The sequence below is a fragment of the Candidatus Profftia lariciata genome (assembly GCF_020541265.1).
In the GTDB taxonomy this organism is placed as follows: Bacteria; Pseudomonadota; Gammaproteobacteria; order Enterobacterales; family Enterobacteriaceae; genus Profftia; species Profftia lariciata.
The window spans coordinates 844,264-859,771 of sequence record NZ_CP045925.1 but is presented as its reverse complement, the minus strand read 5'-3'; the positions used below and the strand labels follow the sequence as shown (position 1 = coordinate 859,771).

26 protein-coding genes are annotated in these 15,508 nt (G+C 32.5%); all 26 read left to right on the top strand.

Annotated elements, in window-relative coordinates:
* The first annotated feature begins 1,392 nt into the window (after positions 1-1,392).
* The 26 genes from pgm to rpsK all read left to right on the top strand — a co-directional run bounded on the left by pgm (position 1,393) and on the right by rpsK (position 15,488).
* Positions 1,393-3,036, top strand: a complete 1,644-nt coding sequence (gene pgm, locus GII40_RS02250) for a phosphoglucomutase (alpha-D-glucose-1,6-bisphosphate-dependent) (RefSeq protein WP_226813223.1) — start codon at positions 1,393-1,395, stop codon at positions 3,034-3,036.
* 865 nt (positions 3,037-3,901) lie between these two features.
* The gene (gene rpsJ / locus GII40_RS02245; protein WP_226813222.1) at positions 3,902-4,213 is read left to right on the top strand and encodes a 30S ribosomal protein S10; all 312 of its coding nucleotides are present in this window, start codon (positions 3,902-3,904) and stop codon (positions 4,211-4,213) included.
* Positions 4,214-4,249: 36 nt separating this feature from the next.
* Positions 4,250-4,879 (top strand): 50S ribosomal protein L3, encoded by a 630-nt coding sequence (rplC, locus tag GII40_RS02240; RefSeq protein WP_226813221.1) that lies wholly within the window; start codon positions 4,250-4,252, stop codon positions 4,877-4,879.
* A gap of 10 nt (positions 4,880-4,889) precedes the next feature.
* Positions 4,890-5,495, top strand: coding sequence for a 50S ribosomal protein L4 (rplD, locus tag GII40_RS02235; RefSeq protein WP_226813220.1), 606 nt, complete (start codon positions 4,890-4,892; stop codon positions 5,493-5,495).
* Positions 5,492-5,794 carry a 50S ribosomal protein L23 gene (rplW, locus tag GII40_RS02230; RefSeq protein ID WP_226813219.1) on the top strand — a complete coding sequence of 101 codons (303 nt, stop codon included), beginning with the start codon at positions 5,492-5,494 and terminating at the stop codon, positions 5,792-5,794. Before rplD ends, rplW begins: the two co-directional genes overlap by 4 nt.
* A gap of 19 nt (positions 5,795-5,813) precedes the next feature.
* A complete protein-coding gene (gene rplB, locus GII40_RS02225) occupies positions 5,814-6,638 on the top strand; it encodes a 50S ribosomal protein L2 (RefSeq protein WP_226813218.1) in 825 nt (274 codons plus the stop codon).
* Positions 6,639-6,652: 14 nt separating this feature from the next.
* Positions 6,653-6,931 (top strand): 30S ribosomal protein S19, encoded by a 279-nt coding sequence (rpsS, locus tag GII40_RS02220; RefSeq protein ID WP_226813217.1) that lies wholly within the window; start codon positions 6,653-6,655, stop codon positions 6,929-6,931.
* Between the two features lie 15 nt (positions 6,932-6,946).
* A complete protein-coding gene (gene rplV / locus GII40_RS02215) occupies positions 6,947-7,279 on the top strand; it encodes a 50S ribosomal protein L22 (protein WP_226813216.1) in 333 nt (110 codons plus the stop codon).
* 17 nt (positions 7,280-7,296) lie between these two features.
* A complete protein-coding gene (gene rpsC / locus GII40_RS02210) occupies positions 7,297-7,998 on the top strand; it encodes a 30S ribosomal protein S3 (protein ID WP_226813215.1) in 702 nt (233 codons plus the stop codon).
* A 13-nt stretch (positions 7,999-8,011) separates the two neighbouring features.
* Positions 8,012-8,425 (top strand): 50S ribosomal protein L16, encoded by a 414-nt coding sequence (rplP, locus tag GII40_RS02205; RefSeq protein ID WP_226813637.1) that lies wholly within the window; start codon positions 8,012-8,014, stop codon positions 8,423-8,425.
* The gene (gene rpmC / locus GII40_RS02200) at positions 8,425-8,625 is read left to right on the top strand and encodes a 50S ribosomal protein L29 (protein WP_226813214.1); all 201 of its coding nucleotides are present in this window, start codon (positions 8,425-8,427) and stop codon (positions 8,623-8,625) included. The genes rplP and rpmC overlap by 1 nt, the downstream gene beginning before the upstream one ends.
* The gene (gene rpsQ, locus GII40_RS02195; protein WP_226813213.1) at positions 8,618-8,872 is read left to right on the top strand and encodes a 30S ribosomal protein S17; all 255 of its coding nucleotides are present in this window, start codon (positions 8,618-8,620) and stop codon (positions 8,870-8,872) included. The genes rpmC and rpsQ overlap by 8 nt, the downstream gene beginning before the upstream one ends.
* 164 nt (positions 8,873-9,036) lie before the next feature.
* Complete coding sequence (gene rplN / locus GII40_RS02190) at positions 9,037-9,408, top strand: 50S ribosomal protein L14 (RefSeq protein ID WP_226813212.1); 372 nt, start codon at positions 9,037-9,039, stop codon at positions 9,406-9,408.
* Positions 9,409-9,419: 11 nt separating this feature from the next.
* Positions 9,420-9,734 (top strand): 50S ribosomal protein L24, encoded by a 315-nt coding sequence (rplX, locus tag GII40_RS02185; RefSeq protein WP_226813211.1) that lies wholly within the window; start codon positions 9,420-9,422, stop codon positions 9,732-9,734.
* Between the two features lie 16 nt (positions 9,735-9,750).
* Complete coding sequence (gene rplE / locus GII40_RS02180) at positions 9,751-10,290, top strand: 50S ribosomal protein L5 (RefSeq protein WP_226813636.1); 540 nt, start codon at positions 9,751-9,753, stop codon at positions 10,288-10,290.
* 16 nt (positions 10,291-10,306) lie between these two features.
* Positions 10,307-10,612, top strand: coding sequence for a 30S ribosomal protein S14 (gene rpsN / locus GII40_RS02175; RefSeq protein WP_226813210.1), 306 nt, complete (start codon positions 10,307-10,309; stop codon positions 10,610-10,612).
* A 32-nt stretch (positions 10,613-10,644) separates the two neighbouring features.
* Positions 10,645-11,037 (top strand): 30S ribosomal protein S8, encoded by a 393-nt coding sequence (gene rpsH, locus GII40_RS02170; RefSeq protein WP_226813209.1) that lies wholly within the window; start codon positions 10,645-10,647, stop codon positions 11,035-11,037.
* A 13-nt stretch (positions 11,038-11,050) separates the two neighbouring features.
* Entirely contained in the window at positions 11,051-11,584 is a 534-nt protein-coding gene (gene rplF / locus GII40_RS02165) for a 50S ribosomal protein L6 (RefSeq protein ID WP_226813208.1), read from the top strand.
* 10 nt (positions 11,585-11,594) lie between these two features.
* Positions 11,595-11,948: a 50S ribosomal protein L18 gene (rplR, locus tag GII40_RS02160; RefSeq protein WP_226813207.1), complete on the top strand. Its 354-nt coding sequence runs from the start codon at positions 11,595-11,597 to the stop codon at positions 11,946-11,948.
* A gap of 14 nt (positions 11,949-11,962) precedes the next feature.
* A complete protein-coding gene (gene rpsE / locus GII40_RS02155) occupies positions 11,963-12,478 on the top strand; it encodes a 30S ribosomal protein S5 (protein ID WP_226813206.1) in 516 nt (171 codons plus the stop codon).
* Positions 12,472-12,651, top strand: a complete 180-nt coding sequence (gene rpmD, locus GII40_RS02150) for a 50S ribosomal protein L30 (RefSeq protein WP_226813205.1) — start codon at positions 12,472-12,474, stop codon at positions 12,649-12,651. The genes rpsE and rpmD overlap by 7 nt, the downstream gene beginning before the upstream one ends.
* A 3-nt stretch (positions 12,652-12,654) precedes the next feature.
* On the top strand, positions 12,655-13,089 hold the full coding sequence (rplO, locus tag GII40_RS02145; protein ID WP_226813204.1) for a 50S ribosomal protein L15: 435 nt from the start codon (positions 12,655-12,657) through the stop codon (positions 13,087-13,089).
* 7 nt (positions 13,090-13,096) lie between these two features.
* Positions 13,097-14,428, top strand: coding sequence for a preprotein translocase subunit SecY (gene secY / locus GII40_RS02140; protein WP_226813203.1), 1,332 nt, complete (start codon positions 13,097-13,099; stop codon positions 14,426-14,428).
* A 32-nt stretch (positions 14,429-14,460) separates the two neighbouring features.
* The gene (gene rpmJ / locus GII40_RS02135) at positions 14,461-14,577 is read left to right on the top strand and encodes a 50S ribosomal protein L36 (RefSeq protein ID WP_226813202.1); all 117 of its coding nucleotides are present in this window, start codon (positions 14,461-14,463) and stop codon (positions 14,575-14,577) included.
* A 145-nt stretch (positions 14,578-14,722) separates the two neighbouring features.
* The gene (gene rpsM, locus GII40_RS02130; RefSeq protein WP_226813201.1) at positions 14,723-15,079 is read left to right on the top strand and encodes a 30S ribosomal protein S13; all 357 of its coding nucleotides are present in this window, start codon (positions 14,723-14,725) and stop codon (positions 15,077-15,079) included.
* Between the two features lie 16 nt (positions 15,080-15,095).
* The gene (gene rpsK / locus GII40_RS02125) at positions 15,096-15,488 is read left to right on the top strand and encodes a 30S ribosomal protein S11 (protein ID WP_226813200.1); all 393 of its coding nucleotides are present in this window, start codon (positions 15,096-15,098) and stop codon (positions 15,486-15,488) included.
* The last annotated feature ends 20 nt before the right edge of the window (positions 15,489-15,508 follow it).

The window sequence follows — 15,508 nt, the reverse complement described above, 5'->3', positions numbered from 1 at the left end:
TTAATTATTAATTTTTTAAATAAATATTGTACTATTAAGATTCTAGGATAGAATACTTTACATCAGTAATATATCCTTAATAAATCTACTATTAAGATCAATAATATTTATTTTAATATTACTATATGCGTAGATACTTAATAACAGAGAAAATATATACCCACTGATTATTATTAATTTGCAGAATATTTATGATATACATAAATGTAGTATTACTAAATATACGTTTAATATAATATGACAACTTTACTTATAAAGTAAAGTGTAAAATAAAATATTAATTTTTTTATTATTATTTTTTAAAGTATAACTTTATACAAAGTTATACTTTGATATATAAATATCAATTTAATTTTTCAATAAAATCAAACACTAATATATATCTTGTATATAAGAACTTAATTTTTATATTTTACACTAAATTAGATACAATAATACCTTTATTATTCTATGTAATAGTAATTATTACGAGATTACGTATAATTGTTATTGTATTTGATAGAAGAATAATATTATTATATGATTAATTTTTTAAATGCAAGATACGTTTATATTTATTATTTTAAATAAACATTACTGTAGAGAGATAATAATTTAAATTATTATGTATCAATAATATTATATTTAAATATTATTTATTGTTAATTTAAAATGTTATATAAAATTATATTTTTATATTTAAATATTACACAAGAAATATATTCTATATATTGCATAATATTTAATTTTTTTAAAAAATTAAGGACTCAAAACAATTTAGATCGTTATATGACAATTTTGTTGTATTGATACAATTGATAATATATTTATGTTATTGTCTAATTAAATAAATTGTATGTTATATATCGAATGCTTATATAAAGATCTTTATACACAATATCAATTTCTATATTATCAATTACAAAGCAATAAAATAATTTTAGTATATTGCAGTGCTTTTAAAAAATTATAATTTTTATCTTTAATAACTTAAATGTTTCTTTTTATTATTTAATATGATATTTGTTATGTTATAAGATTATTTAAATCAGCATATATAATTAAAGTATTAAATTATTTTGATCACTATATTGAAAATATTTTTTATTACACTACATTATACTAAATAATAGTATAATTATTTTTAATAATTAATCTATACTACCATTACTAAATAGTAAATTCTCTAGTCAGCATATAATTATTGATTAATATATTATATTAATAATTTGTAAAGCAGTGATATAAATCTTAAAAAATATAACAATCATGTTCTTTAATGTGTTCTATGTATTTCTTCATTACACTCATTAAACTTAAAAAACTATCTTACCTCAGTATTGTATTACAATAGATCTTATTCTAATAAGTAGTTATTCAATTAGTTTAGTATATAGTAAAGTAGATACCATTATGATACATCATTCCCGTGCAGGGCAACCAGCTCAACAAAAAGATTTGATTAATGTAGCCCAATTAGTGTCTTACTATTATGTCTTGACACCAGAAATAGGCAATATATCTCATGCAATAAATTTTGGGACTGCTGGTCATCGCGGTAGTTCTAAAAATCATAGTTTTAATGAATCACATATTTTAGCTATTGCGCAAGCAATTGCTGAAGTACGCAAAGTAAACGGTATTGAAGGTCCTTGTTTTGTTGGTAAAGATACTCATGCGCTTTCTGAGCCAGCTTTTATTAGTATTATAGAAGTTCTTACAGCAAATGGTATGGACTTATTTATTCAGCAAGATAACGGATTTACTCCAACGCCTACTATTTCTCATGCAATACTTACTTATAATAATAAAAATTCTGTGCTAACTGATGGTATTGTTATTACTCCCTCACATAATCCACCGGAATATGGTGGCATTAAATATCATCCACCGCATGGTGGTCCTGCAGATAGCAAGATAACCAACTGTATCGAACAACGTGCTAACGAACTATTAAGACTTAATTTACATGGTGTAAAACGTCAAACATTAAATGCTGCGTGGAATAGTGGTTTACTACATAAAAAAGATTTAGTACAACCATATATAGAAGATTTAGCAGATATTACAGATATGTTAGCTATTCATCGTGCTGGATTACATTTAGGTATAGATCCTTTAGGAGGGGCTGGTATAGAATACTGGCAACGCATTGGGGAGTACTACAAGCTTGATTTAACTTTAATTAATGATCATATTGATCCATCATTTCGCTTTATGCATTTAGATTACGATAATATTATTCGCATGGATTGTTCTTCAGAAAATGCTATGGCTGGTTTGTTAAAATTACGTGATAAATTTGATTTAGTATTTGCTAATGATCCTGATTATGATCGTCATGGCATTGTTACTCCTTCATGGCTAATGCAATCAAATCATTATTTAGCGGTAGCAATTAACTATTTATTTCAACACCGTCCATTATGGGCTACAAATGTTGCTGTAGGTAAAACTGTAGTATCTAGTACTATGATAGATTGTGTAGTTAATTCTCTTGGTCGTAGATTAATGGAATTACCGGTAGGTTTTAAATGGTTTGTTAATGGTATTTTTAATGGTATTTTGGGTTTTTGTGGTGAAGAAAGCGCAGGTGCTTCTTTTTTACGGTTTAATGGAACTCCTTGGTCTACAGATAAAGATGGCATTATTATGTGTTTATTAGCTGCAGAAATTACTGCAGTAACAGGCGAAAACCCACAGTATCATTACAATAAATTAGCTGAACGTTTTGGTTCATTTAGTTATAACCGTATTCAAGTGCCAGCAACGCATGCACAGAAAGATGTACTTTCAAAGCTCTTGCCTGATATTATTACAATAGATACATTAGCTGGTGATCCAATTACTACCATTTTAGCTAAAGCACCAGGAAATCATGCTAATATAGATGGTTTAAAAGTTATTACAGATAATGGTTGGTTTGCTGTACGTCCATCTGGCACTGAAAAAGCTTATAAAATATATTGTGAAAGTTTTTTAAATATAAATCATCGTCATCTTATAGAAAAAGAAGCTATTGATACAGTAAATACATTTCTGATGAATATACAATAATTATATTTACAATAATCATTGAATGAAGCAATATAGTTATGACTGATTAAAGTTCTCTACTCTTGTCAGTAGCATATATTATTATTTATTATTAATGAATAATTAAAGCAAATATAATATTTAACATACTTTAAAGCTATTATTATAATAAAATTAGTCATTTTTATATAAATTTTTATTTATATTAGTTTAATTATTATTAAATATGTTATATAAAAATAAAATTAATTTATTAGATATTTAAAAAAATATTATGTAATTTTTGGAAAATTATTATGCAATATCTTTTATAAAAAATACAAAGAGTAATCATTATTTAGTACTTTAACCTAAAGTATCTTATGTAAATTAATAATAAAATAAAATTAATTTTTTATATTATTGTCATACAGAAAATTTATATTAATCTATAAAATTATATATGAATTTTTTTATTAAATTTTAATATTTTGTATATATGAATAAATTTCTATATAAAAAATATTTTTGTTAAGAGAACTATCATCATAATTATTTTTTATTGTTAAATTTATTAATAATAGTCATTATAGAATAATAATATTGAGTTTTACCATTATTAATGGTTTAATGTATACTTAGGTCTTGAAGATACGCCATAACTATAATTTTATTATCAATAATTTTTTGTTTCATGCATTGTGTTGCTTTTTAAAATTATTTTAAATATAATGTAATAAGTTTACTAAATTACTAGTGTTTTATATATTCAAAATATAATAATATTAGACTATTACATAATACTTAAATATTAGGTATTATATATTAATAATTACACTTCTATCGATTTAAATAGATACAAGTAAGTAATTTCATACGTTTATAAAATAATTGGAGTTCTGATCTTATGCAGAACCAAAGAATTCGTATTCGCCTTAAAGCATTTGATCATCGTTTAATTGATAAATCAACTGCGGAAATTGTTGAGACTGCTAAACGTACTGGTGCACAAGTTCGTGGGCCCATTCCATTGCCGACTCGTAAAGAGCGCTTAACCGTTTTAATTTCTCCGCATGTGAATAAAGACGCACGTGATCAATACGAAATTAGAACTCATAAGCGTCTTGTTGATATCGTTGAGCCAACAGAAAAAACTGTTGATGCCCTTATGCGTTTGGATCTAGCTGCTGGTGTAGACGTACAAATCAGCTTAGGTTAATCAGTTCACTGAATTAATGAGAGAGTTACAACAACAATGATTGGCTTAGTTGGTAAAAAAATTGGTATGACACGTATCTTTACTAAAGATGGTATATCTATCCCAGTAACTGTAATAGAAATCACAGTTAACCGTGTTACGCAAATAAAAACATTAAATAATAATAAATACTGTGCGATACAATTAACTACGGGTGTTAAAAAAGCAAACCGTGTATCTAAACCAGAAGCAGGTCATTTTGCTAAAGCTGGCGTTGAAGCCGGTCGCACCTTACGTGAATTTCGTTTGGATCTATCTCAAAAATTTACTTTAGGTCAAAGTATTAATGTTAAATTTTTTGCTGATGTTAAAAAAGTTAAAGTTACTGGAACTTCTAAAGGTAAAGGTTTTGCAGGTACAGTAAAGCGCTGGAATTTTAGTACTCAAGATGCGACTCATGGGAATTCCTTGTCTCATCGTGTTCCTGGTTCTATTGGTCAAAACCAAACTCCAGGGAAAGTCTTTAAAGGCAAGAAAATGGCAGGACAACTAGGTAATGAGCGTGTAACCATTCATAATTTAGATGTAGTACGTGTTGATATGAAGCGTAATTTAATATTAATTAAAGGTGCTGTTCCGGGCGCAAATGGTAGTGATTTGATCGTACAGCCAACTATTAATACTTAAGGTAATAGTTATGGAATTATTAATAAAAGATGCACAACAAATGTTAACTGTTTCTAAAACTACCTTTGGTTGTAATTTTAATGAAGCCTTAGTACATCAAGTAGTAGTTGCGTATGCATCTGGTGCTCGTCAAGGTACACGTGCTCAAAAAACTCGTGCTGAAGTCATTGGATCAAATAAAAAACCATGGCGTCAAAAAGGTACTGGTCGTGCTCGTGCCGGTTCTGTTAAAAGTCCTATTTGGAGATCTGGTGGCGTTACATTTGCTGCTAAACCTCAAAATCATGAGCAAAAAGTTAATAAAAAAATGTATCGTGGTGCAATAAAAAGTATTCTTTCTGAACTTGTGCGACAAGATCGCTTAATTATATTTAAAGATTTTTCTTTACCAGCACCTAAAACAAATCTATTAGTACAAAAATTAAAAGATATAACATTAGAAAAAGTTTTAATTATAACTGCAGAAGTTAATAAAAATTTATTTCTAGCCGCTCGTAACTTATATAAAGTTGATGTACGTTCTTTTACAGGTATTGATCCAATAAGCTTGATCTCCTGCGATAAAGTAGTTATGACTAATGATGCTGTAAAGTTAATTGAGGATATGCTATCATGATTTGTGAAGAACGTTTACTCAAAGTAATACTTGCAACACACATTTCTGAAAAATCTTCTATGGTAATAAAAAACAATAATACTATTGTTCTTAAAGTTATTAAAGATGCAACAAAATTAGAAATAAAAACTGCAATAAAAAAAATATTTAATATTAAAGTTAATTTAGTACGTACTTTATTGGTTAAAGGCAAGATAAAACGTCACGGCCAACGTATTGGACGTCGTAACGATTGGAAAAAAGCTTATGTAACCTTGCAAGCAGGCCAAAATATAGATTGCATTGCTAGTGCAGAGTAAGCAGGAGGATTAAGTAAATATGGCAGTTGTTAAGTGTAAACCAACATCTCCTGGTCGTCGTCACGTGGTTAAAGTAGTTAATCTTGAACTATACAGGGGTAAGCCATATACTACTTTACTTGAAAAAATAAGCAAATCTGGTGGCCGTAATAATAACGGTCATATCACTACTCGTCATATTGGTGGTGGTCATAAACAGCATTATCGTTTAATTGATTTTAAACGTAACAAAGATAACGTACCTGCTGTTGTTAAACGATTAGAATACGATCCAAATCGTTCAGCAAATATTGCGCTAATTTTATATAAAGATGGAGAATATCGTTATATTTTAGCACCAAAAAACTTAAAATTTGGTGATCAGATTCAATCTGGTGTTGATGTTGCTATTAAAATAGGTAATACTTTACCAATGTATAACATTCCAGTTGGCTCCAGTATTCATAATGTAGAAATGAAGCCAGGTAAAGGAGGTCAAATAGCTCGTTCTGCTGGCTCATATGTTCAGATAATTGCTCGTGATCATTCTTATGTTACCTTACGTTTGCGTTCTGGTGAAATACGTAAAGTACAATCTGATTGTCGAGCTACTTTAGGAGAGGTGGGTAATTCTGAGCATATGCTAAAAGTTTTAGGTAAAGCAGGTGCGAGCCGTTGGCGTGGCATTCGTCCTACTGTTCGTGGTACCGCAATGAACCCAGTAGACCATCCACACGGCGGTGGTGAAGGTCGTAATTTTGGTAAACATCCTGTGTCTCCGTGGGGTTTACAAACTAAAGGTAAGAAGACTCGTAGTAATAAACGCACTGATAAATTCATTTTACGTCGCCGTAGTAAAAAATAATTAGAGGATAAGACATGCCACGTTCTCTCAAGAAAGGTCCTTTTATTGACCTACACTTGCTGAAGAAAGTAGAGGAAGCAGTGGAAAAAGGAAATAAAAAACCTATCAAGACTTGGTCTCGTCGTTCAACAATATTTCCAAATATGATTGGCTTAACAATTGCTGTTCATAATGGTCGTCAACACGTGCCGATATTTATAGCCGATGAAATGGTAGGTCATAAATTAGGTGAATTTGCAATGACTCGTACTTATCGTGGTCATACAGCTGATAAAAAAGTTAAAAAACGTTAAGATAGGGGAATAGAGATGGAAACTTTTGCAAAACATCGCCATGCTCGTTCTTCTGCTCAGAAAATACGCCTCGTAGCTAATTTGATTCGCGGCAAGAATGTTTCAAAAGCTTTAGAAGTATTAGCGTATACAAACAAAAAAGCTGCCGGTCTAGTCAAAAAAGTACTTGAGTCTGCGATTGCGAACGCAGAACACAATAATGGCGCTGATATCGATGATTTAAAGATAACTAAGATATTTGTTGATGAAGGGCCAAGTATGAAGCGTATTATGCCGCGCGCTAAAGGTCGTGCAGATCGTATTTTAAAGCGTACCAGCCATATTACAGTGGTTGTGTCCGATCGCTGAGATTCTGGAGACTATAAATGGGTCAAAAAGTACATCCTAATGGTATGCGATTAGGTATTGTTAAGTCTTGGAACTCTACTTGGTTCGCGAACACTAAAGAGTTTGCTGATAATTTAGATAGCGATTTTAGGGTTCGTCAATTCTTAACTAAAGAACTAGTAAAAGCTTATGTTTCTCGTATCGTGATTGAACGTCCTGCGAAAAGTATCCGTGTAACTATTCATACGGCTCGTCCAGGTATTGTTATCGGTAAAAAAGGTGAAGATGTAGAAAAATTGCGTAAAGTAGTAGCAGATATTGCTGGAGTTCCTGCACAAATTAATATTACTGAAGTTCGCAAACCAGAACTAGATGCAAAATTAGTTGCTGATAGCATTACTTCACAATTAGAACGTCGTATTATGTTTCGTCGTGCCATGAAGCGTGCTGTACAAAATGCCATGCGTCTCGGAGCTGAAGGTATTAAAGTAGAAGTCAGCGGCCGCCTTGGTGGTGCTGAAATTGCGCGTACTGAATGGTATCGTGAAGGTCGTGTTCCGTTGCATACTTTACGTGCAGATATAGATTATAATATATCTCAAGCGCATACTACTTATGGCATCATAGGTGTTAAAGTATGGATCTTTAAAGGTGAAATCCTAGGCGGTATGCTTGCTGTTGAACAATCAGAAAAACCGACTGCTCAACCTAAAAAACAGCAGCGTAAAAGCCGCAGGTAAGGAGAGTCGCTTAATGTTACAACCAAAGCGTACAAAATTTCGTAAAATGCATAAAGGTCGGAATCGTGGTATAGCAGCTCAAGGGATAAATTTAAATTTTGGTACTTTTGGTTTAAAAGCTGTTGGACGTGGTCGTCTTACCGCTCGTCAAATAGAAGCAGCTCGTCGTGCTATGACTCGTGCTATTAAGCGTGAAGGTAAAATATGGATTCGCGTATTTCCAGATAAACCAATTACTGAAAAACCTCTTGAAGTTCGTATGGGTAAAGGTAAAGGTAACGTAGAGTATTGGGTTACTTTAATACAACCTGGTAAAGTACTATATGAAATGGGCGGAGTATCTGAAGATTTAGCTCGTGAAGCTTTTAAACTAGCAGCAGCAAAATTACCTATGAAAACTACTTTTGTAACTAAAACGGTGATGTGATGAAAGCACACAAGTTACGTCAAAAAAGTGCTGATGAATTAACAACAGAACTATTGAATTTGCTACGTGAGCAATTTAGACTGCGTATGCAAGCAGCAAGAAGTCAGCTAAAAAAACCGCACCTGTTAAAAGAATTACGGCGTGATATTGCACGCGTTAAAACTTTACTAACTGAGAAAGCAGAGGTACGTAATGACTGATCAAATTCGTACTCTGCAGGGTCGAGTAGTTAGTAACAAAATGGAAAAAACCGTTATTGTTACAATTGAGCGCATGGTGAAGCATCCAATATATGGCAAATTCATCAAACGTACGACCAAACTGCACGTACATGATGAACAAAATAATTGTAATATAGGTGATATCATAGAAATTCGCGAATGTCGTCCATTATCCAAGACTAAATCTTGGATATTAGTACGTATTATAGAAAAAGCTATTTTATAATATAGTTGCATATTAAGTGCTATAAACGGCTCAGTTTGCTTATGAGCCGTTTATTTTTCACATATATCTCAAAAAAGTGTTATAATGTTAATTTTGTAAGCATGAGTACTATACATTATGCATGCTTAATCTTATGTTAATGGCGGCGTTAGTGGAGTATTTGAATGATTCAAGAACAAACTATGCTAAAAGTAGCGGATAACTCTGGTGCACGTTGTGTAATGTGTATTAAAGTTTTAGGTGGTTCTCATCGTCGTTACGCAGGTATTGGTGATATTATTAAAATTACTATTAAAGAAGCAATTCCTCGTGGAAAGGTAAAAAAAGGCGATGTATTAAAAGCGGTTGTAGTACGCACTAAAAAAGGTATTCGTCGCTCCGATGGCTCTGTCATTCGTTTTGATGGTAATGCATGTGTTATTTTACATAATAATTCTGAACAGCCTATTGGTACACGTATTTTTGGTCCAGTAACTCGTGAGTTGCGTAATGAAAAGTTCATGAAAATTATTTCATTAGCACCAGAAGTACTATAAGGAATGAAACTATGGCAGCAAAAATACGTTGTAATGATGAAGTAATTGTACTTGTTGGTAAAGATAAAGGTAAACGCGGTAAAGTAAAAAATATTTTATCTTCTAGTAAAGTAATAGTTGAGGGTATAAATTTAGTTAAAAAGCATCAAAAAGCTGTGGCTGCTTTAAATAAAATAGGGGGTATTATTAAAAAAGAAGCTGCCATTCATATTTCTAACATAGCTCTTTTAAATACCTTAACAGGTAAAGCTGACCGTGTAGGTTTTAGATTTAAAGATGGAAGGAAAGTCCGTTTCTTTAAATCTAACAATGAAACTATTAAATAATCTGGAGTATATTACAATGGCGAAACTGCATGATTACTACAAAGACAAAGTAGTCAAGCAATTAATATCTATTTTTGGTTATTATTCTGTCATGCAAGTTCCACGAATTAAAAAAATTACCCTGAATATTGGTATTAGTGAAGCAATTGCGGATAAGAAAATATTAGAGAAAGCAACATCTGACTTAGCAGCAATATCAGGCCAAAAACCTTTAATTACTAAAGCACGAAAATCAATTGCAGGATTTAAAATTAGACAAGGATACCCGATTGGCTGTAAAGTAACTTTACGTGGTAAACGTATGTGGGATTTCTTTGAGCGTTTAATCGCTATTACTATACCTCGTATTAATGACTTTCGTGGCTTATCCGTTAAATCATTCGATGGTCATGGTAATTACAGTATGGGCATCCGTGAACAGATCATTTTTCCAGAAATAGATTATGATAAAGTCGATCATATTCGTGGTTTAGACATTAATATTATCACCACTGCAAAATCAGATAATGAATGTCGTGCATTACTAACAGCTTTTAACTTCCCATTACGTAAGTAAAATAGGGTAACTAATGATGGCTAAGCAATCTATGAAAGCACGCGAAGTTAAGCGCGTGAAATTAGCTGATAAGTTCTTAACTAAACGTATTGAACTAAAATTAATTATTTCCAATATGAATCTTTCTCACAAAGAGCGTTGGAATGCTGTTCTTAAACTACAAACCTTACCACGTGATTCAAGTCCGTCTCGTCAGCGTAATCGTTGCCGTCAAACTGGTCGTCCACATGCTTTCCTGCGTAAATTTGGTTTGAGTCGCATTAAAGTTCGTGAAGCTGCTATGCGTGGTGAAATACCAGGTCTTAAGAAAGCTAGCTGGTAAATATTATTAATTGAATTATGAGATAAGATATTATGAGTATGCAAGATCCAATAGCGGATATGTTAACTAGAATTCGTAATGGTCAAGCCGCAAAAAAAAACGTTATTACTATGCCTTCTTCAAAGCTAAAGCTAGCAATAGCTAATTTATTAAAACAAGAAGGTTTTATTGAAGATTGTAGTGTTATAGGTCAAGTTAAGCCTACTTTACAATTAATATTAAAATATTTTAAAGGTAAACCAGTAGTAGAAAGAATTCAACGTATAAGCCGTCCAGGTCTGCGTATATACAAAAAAAAAGATGCACTACCAAAAGTTATGGCTGGTTTAGGTATAGCTGTTGTGTCTACCTCTAAAGGTATCATAACTGATTCTATGGCGCGTCGGTCTGGTATTGGTGGTGAGATTCTTTGCTACGTAGCTTAATCGGGAGAAAAGCATGTCTCGTGTTGCTAAAACACCTATCATTATACCTATCGGTGTAATAATTAAACTCAAAGGTCAAAAAATTTCAATAAAAGGTAAAAATGGTGAACTAAGTCGTATAATACACAATGCTGTTGAAGTAAAGCATGTTAATAATACATTAATATTTTCTCCACGTGAAGATTTTGCAAATGCATGGGCACAAGCTGGCACAACTCGTGCTCTTTTAAATATTATGATTATTGGTGTTACTAAAGGATTTATTAAAAAGCTTCAATTAGTAGGTGTAGGATATCGTGCAATACTACAAGATAACTTTGTACATTTATCTTTAGGATTTTCTCACCCAGTTAAATATAATTTACCAATTGGTATAACTGCTGAATGTTTATCTCCAACGGAAATTGTAATAAAAGGTTCTGATAAACAGTTAGTAGGACAGGTAGCAGCAGATTTACGTGCTTACCGTCGTCCTGAACCTTATAAAGGTAAAGGTGTTCGTTACGCCGACGAAGTCGTTCGTATTAAAGAAGCTAAGAAAAAATAAGATAAATATTATGTATAAGAAATATGCTCGTATCCGTCGTGCGACTCGTGCACGCCATAAACTCAAAGAGTTAGGTGTAACTCGCTTGGTAGTACATCGTACTCCTCGTCATATTTATGCCCAAATAATTGCTCCTAATGGTTCTGAAGTTTTGGTAGCTGCTTCTACTGTAGAACAAGTAATTAGCGCACAAATGAAATATACTGGAAATAAACATGCTGCAATAATTGTAGGTAAAATGATTGCAAAACGCGCCTTAAATAAAGGTATAAAAGATATATCTTTTGACCGTTCTGGCTTTAGATATCATGGTCGCATCGAAGCATTAGCAAATGCTGCTCGTCAAGCTGGCTTACAGTTTTAAGTTAGAGGTATTATATGGCTCATATTGAAAAACAAATTAGCGGAGACTTACAAGAAAAATTAATTGCGGTAAATCGTGTATCTAAAACAGTAAAAGGTGGTCGTATTTTTAGTTTTACTGCATTAACTGTAGTAGGTGATAATAATGGACGTGTAGGTTTTGGATATGGCAAAGCACGTGAAGTTCCTGCAGCAATTCAAAAAGCAATGGAAAAAGCTCGTAGAAATATTATCAATATAGCTCTTAATAGAGGAACTTTGCAGCATCCTGTAAAAGGTGCTCATACAGGATCTAGTATTTTTATGAAACCAGCTTCCGAAGGAACTGGTATTATTGCAGGCGGTGCAATGCGTGCTGTTTTAGAAGTTGCTGGTGTTCATAATGTTTTAGCTAAATCTTATGGTTCTACTAATCCAATTAATGTAGTACGTGCAACTATTGATGGTCTAGCAAGTATGAAATCTCCAGATATGATAGCTGCTAAACGAGGTAAATCAGTCAAAGACATTTTAGGTAACGAACCATGGTAAAAACTATTAAAATAACTCAAACACGCAGTTCTATAGGACGATTACCACAACATAAAGCAACTTTATTAGGATTAGGTTTGCGTCGCATTGGTCACACTGTAGAGCGTAAAGATACACCTGCCGTGCGTGGCATGATTAATAAAATTTTCTATATGGTTAAAATTAGGGAGTAAGAAATGCGTTTGAATGATTTATCTCCAGCTAAAGGATCAAAGCATACAGTTAAACGTGTAGGACGCGGTATTGGTTCTGGATTAAGTAAGACTTGTGGGCGAGGTCATAAAGGTCAGAAGTCGCGCTCTGGTAATAGTCTGCGTCGTGGTTTTGAAGGAGGTCAAATGCCTCTTTATAGACGCCTACCTAAATTTGGTTTTAATTCCCGCAAAGGAATAAATACCGTAGAAGTACGTTTATCAGATATTGCTGTAGTTGAAGGTGATTTAATTGATTTAAATACTTTAAAAATAGCTAATATAGTTGGTCAACATATTAAATTCGTTAAAGTGATACTTGCAGGTGAAATTAAACGTGCTGTTACTCTACGTGGTCTGCGTGTTACTAAAGGTGCTCGTACTGTTATCAAAGATCTTGGCGGTAAAATTGAGGAATAAATACTAAATGGTTAAACAACCAACATTAGATTTTCGAAGCGCTATAGGTGGACTTAACGAACTAAAATATAGAATGTTCTTTGTCATTGGTTCTCTTATAGTATTCCGTATTGGTTCGTTCATTCCTATTCCTGGTATTAATATCAATGTATTAACAACAATGCTCGAACAACAAAACGGTACTATTATTGAGATGTTTAATATGTTTTCTGGTGGCGCTCTAAGTCGTGCTTCAATCTTTGCTTTAGGTATCATGCCGTATATTTCAGCATCAATTATTATACAATTATTAATTGTTATTCATCCAGCTTTATCGGAGATAAAAAAAGAAGGAGAATCTGGTCGTCGTAAAATTAATCAGTATACTCGTTATGGTACTCTTATTTTATCTATTATACAGGCTATCGGTATTGGCACTGGTCTTCCTAATATGCCAGGTATGAAAGAATTAGTCATACATCCTGGATTAATTTTCTATTGTACTACAGTAATTAGTTTAGTTACAGGTACTATGTTTTTAATGTGGTTAGGCGAACAGATTACTGAACGTGGGATAGGTAATGGTATTTCAATTATTATTTTTGCTGGTATAATAGCTGGCTTACCACCGGCAGTTAGTCATACTATTGAACAAGCAAGACATGGAGATCTTCATGTTTTTTTATTGTTATTAATCACAATCTTAGTATTTGCAATAACTTTTTTTGTTGTTTTTATGGAACGTGGTCAACGTCGCATTGTCGTTAATTATGCTCAGCGTCAACAAGGACGTAAAATTTATGCATCACAGAGCACACATTTACCATTAAAAATTAATATGTCCGGTGTAATACCTGCCATATTTGCTTCAAGTATTATTCTATTTCCAGCTACGATTGCATCTTGGTTTGGGGGTGGCACTAATTGGCACTGGTTAACTTTAATTGCTATGTATTTGCAACCTGGTCAACCACTTTATTTATTACTTTATGCGTCTGCAATCATTTTTTTTTGTTTTTTCTATACAGCGTTAGTTTTCAATCCTAGAGAAACAGCTGATAATTTAAAAAAATCTGGTGCATTTGTGTTAGGCATTCGTCCCGGAGAACAAACGGCAAGGTATATCAATAAAGTAATGACTCGTTTAACTTTAATTGGTGCTTTATATATTACTTTTATTTGTTTGTTTCCAGAGTTTATGCGTAATGCCATGAATGTACCATTCTATTTTGGAGGTACCTCACTACTTATTGTAGTAGTTGTTATTATGGATTTTATGGCTCAGGTAAAAACTATCATGATGTCAAATCAGTACGAATCTGTATTAAAAAAAGCAAATCTGAGAAGCTCTAATCGTTAATTTTAGTAATTTAATAAAGTACGGAGAGTAAAATGAAAGTTCGTGCTTCCGTTAAAAAATTATGTCGTAACTGTAAAATTGTTAAACGAAATGGTATTGTATATGTTATTTGCAGTGCAGAGCCAAAACATAAACAGCGTCAAGGTTAATTATATGACATATTTCTTGTAAAGTTAGGTTAATATAAGTAAATTTAGCCAACTAATATTTTGTGTATTACTATAGTATCATTTAAGTATTTTTAAAAAGATCTTTTTAAAATGTTACTATTGTATAAAAACTTAGGAGTGCATAGTGGCCCGTATAGCAGGTATTAATATCCCTGATCAAAAACAAACTGTAATCGCATTAACTGCGATATTCGGTATAGGCAAGACGAGTTCGCAATCTATTTGCAAGGCTACTGGTATTGTTGAACATGTTAAGCTGAGTAATCTATCTGAAGAGCAAATTGATAAGCTTCGTGACGAAGTAGCTAAGTATACTATAGAAGGTGATCTGCGTCGTGCAGTAACCCTGAGCATCAAACGTTTAATGGATCTTGGTACCTATCGCGGTTTACGTCATCGTCGTGGTTTACCGGTTCGTGGTCAGCGTACTAAAACTAATGCACGCACCTGTAAGGGTCCACGTAAACCGATCAAAAAATAATCGGGATAATTAAATAATGGCAAAAACACTTATTCGTGCACGTGTTAAACGTGTAAAAAAGCAGATTTTAGACGGAGTAGCTCATATCCATGCTTCTTTTAATAATACCATTGTTACTATTACTGATCGTCAAGGTAATGCGTTAGGATGGGCAACATCTGGTGGTTCTGGTTTTCGTGGTTCTCGTAAATCTACGCCATTTGCTGCACAAGTAGCCGCAGAACGTTGCGCTGAAATAGTAAAAGAATATGGTATTAAAAATTTAGATATTATGGTTAAAGGGCCTGGTCTTGGACGCGAGTCCACGATTCGCGCATTAAATGCAGCTGGTTTCCGTATTACTAATATTACTGATGTTACTCCTATTCCTCATAATGGTTGTCGTCCGCCAAAAAAACGTCGTGTATAACATCGTTTGCGGATTATTGG

Bases quoted from the DNA above. Each gene is read 5' to 3' on its own strand.
- pgm (WP_226813223.1), top strand. From the start codon at position 1,393: ATGATACATCATTCCCGTGCAGGGCAACCAGCTCAACAAAAAGATTTG.
- rpsJ (WP_226813222.1), top strand. From the start codon at position 3,902: ATGCAGAACCAAAGAATTCGTATTCGCCTTAAAGCATTTGATCATCGT.
- rplC (WP_226813221.1), top strand. From the start codon at position 4,250: ATGATTGGCTTAGTTGGTAAAAAAATTGGTATGACACGTATCTTTACT.
- rplD (WP_226813220.1), top strand. From the start codon at position 4,890: ATGGAATTATTAATAAAAGATGCACAACAAATGTTAACTGTTTCTAAA.
- rplW (WP_226813219.1), top strand. From the start codon at position 5,492: ATGATTTGTGAAGAACGTTTACTCAAAGTAATACTTGCAACACACATT.
- rplB (WP_226813218.1), top strand. From the start codon at position 5,814: ATGGCAGTTGTTAAGTGTAAACCAACATCTCCTGGTCGTCGTCACGTG.
- rpsS (WP_226813217.1), top strand. From the start codon at position 6,653: ATGCCACGTTCTCTCAAGAAAGGTCCTTTTATTGACCTACACTTGCTG.
- rplV (WP_226813216.1), top strand. From the start codon at position 6,947: ATGGAAACTTTTGCAAAACATCGCCATGCTCGTTCTTCTGCTCAGAAA.
- rpsC (WP_226813215.1), top strand. From the start codon at position 7,297: ATGGGTCAAAAAGTACATCCTAATGGTATGCGATTAGGTATTGTTAAG.
- rplP (WP_226813637.1), top strand. From the start codon at position 8,012: ATGTTACAACCAAAGCGTACAAAATTTCGTAAAATGCATAAAGGTCGG.
- rpmC (WP_226813214.1), top strand. From the start codon at position 8,425: ATGAAAGCACACAAGTTACGTCAAAAAAGTGCTGATGAATTAACAACA.
- rpsQ (WP_226813213.1), top strand. From the start codon at position 8,618: ATGACTGATCAAATTCGTACTCTGCAGGGTCGAGTAGTTAGTAACAAA.
- rplN (WP_226813212.1), top strand. From the start codon at position 9,037: ATGATTCAAGAACAAACTATGCTAAAAGTAGCGGATAACTCTGGTGCA.
- rplX (WP_226813211.1), top strand. From the start codon at position 9,420: ATGGCAGCAAAAATACGTTGTAATGATGAAGTAATTGTACTTGTTGGT.
- rplE (WP_226813636.1), top strand. From the start codon at position 9,751: ATGGCGAAACTGCATGATTACTACAAAGACAAAGTAGTCAAGCAATTA.
- rpsN (WP_226813210.1), top strand. From the start codon at position 10,307: ATGGCTAAGCAATCTATGAAAGCACGCGAAGTTAAGCGCGTGAAATTA.
- rpsH (WP_226813209.1), top strand. From the start codon at position 10,645: ATGAGTATGCAAGATCCAATAGCGGATATGTTAACTAGAATTCGTAAT.
- rplF (WP_226813208.1), top strand. From the start codon at position 11,051: ATGTCTCGTGTTGCTAAAACACCTATCATTATACCTATCGGTGTAATA.
- rplR (WP_226813207.1), top strand. From the start codon at position 11,595: ATGTATAAGAAATATGCTCGTATCCGTCGTGCGACTCGTGCACGCCAT.
- rpsE (WP_226813206.1), top strand. From the start codon at position 11,963: ATGGCTCATATTGAAAAACAAATTAGCGGAGACTTACAAGAAAAATTA.
- rpmD (WP_226813205.1), top strand. From the start codon at position 12,472: ATGGTAAAAACTATTAAAATAACTCAAACACGCAGTTCTATAGGACGA.
- rplO (WP_226813204.1), top strand. From the start codon at position 12,655: ATGCGTTTGAATGATTTATCTCCAGCTAAAGGATCAAAGCATACAGTT.
- secY (WP_226813203.1), top strand. From the start codon at position 13,097: ATGGTTAAACAACCAACATTAGATTTTCGAAGCGCTATAGGTGGACTT.
- rpmJ (WP_226813202.1), top strand. From the start codon at position 14,461: ATGAAAGTTCGTGCTTCCGTTAAAAAATTATGTCGTAACTGTAAAATT.
- rpsK (WP_226813200.1), top strand. From the start codon at position 15,096: ATGGCAAAAACACTTATTCGTGCACGTGTTAAACGTGTAAAAAAGCAG.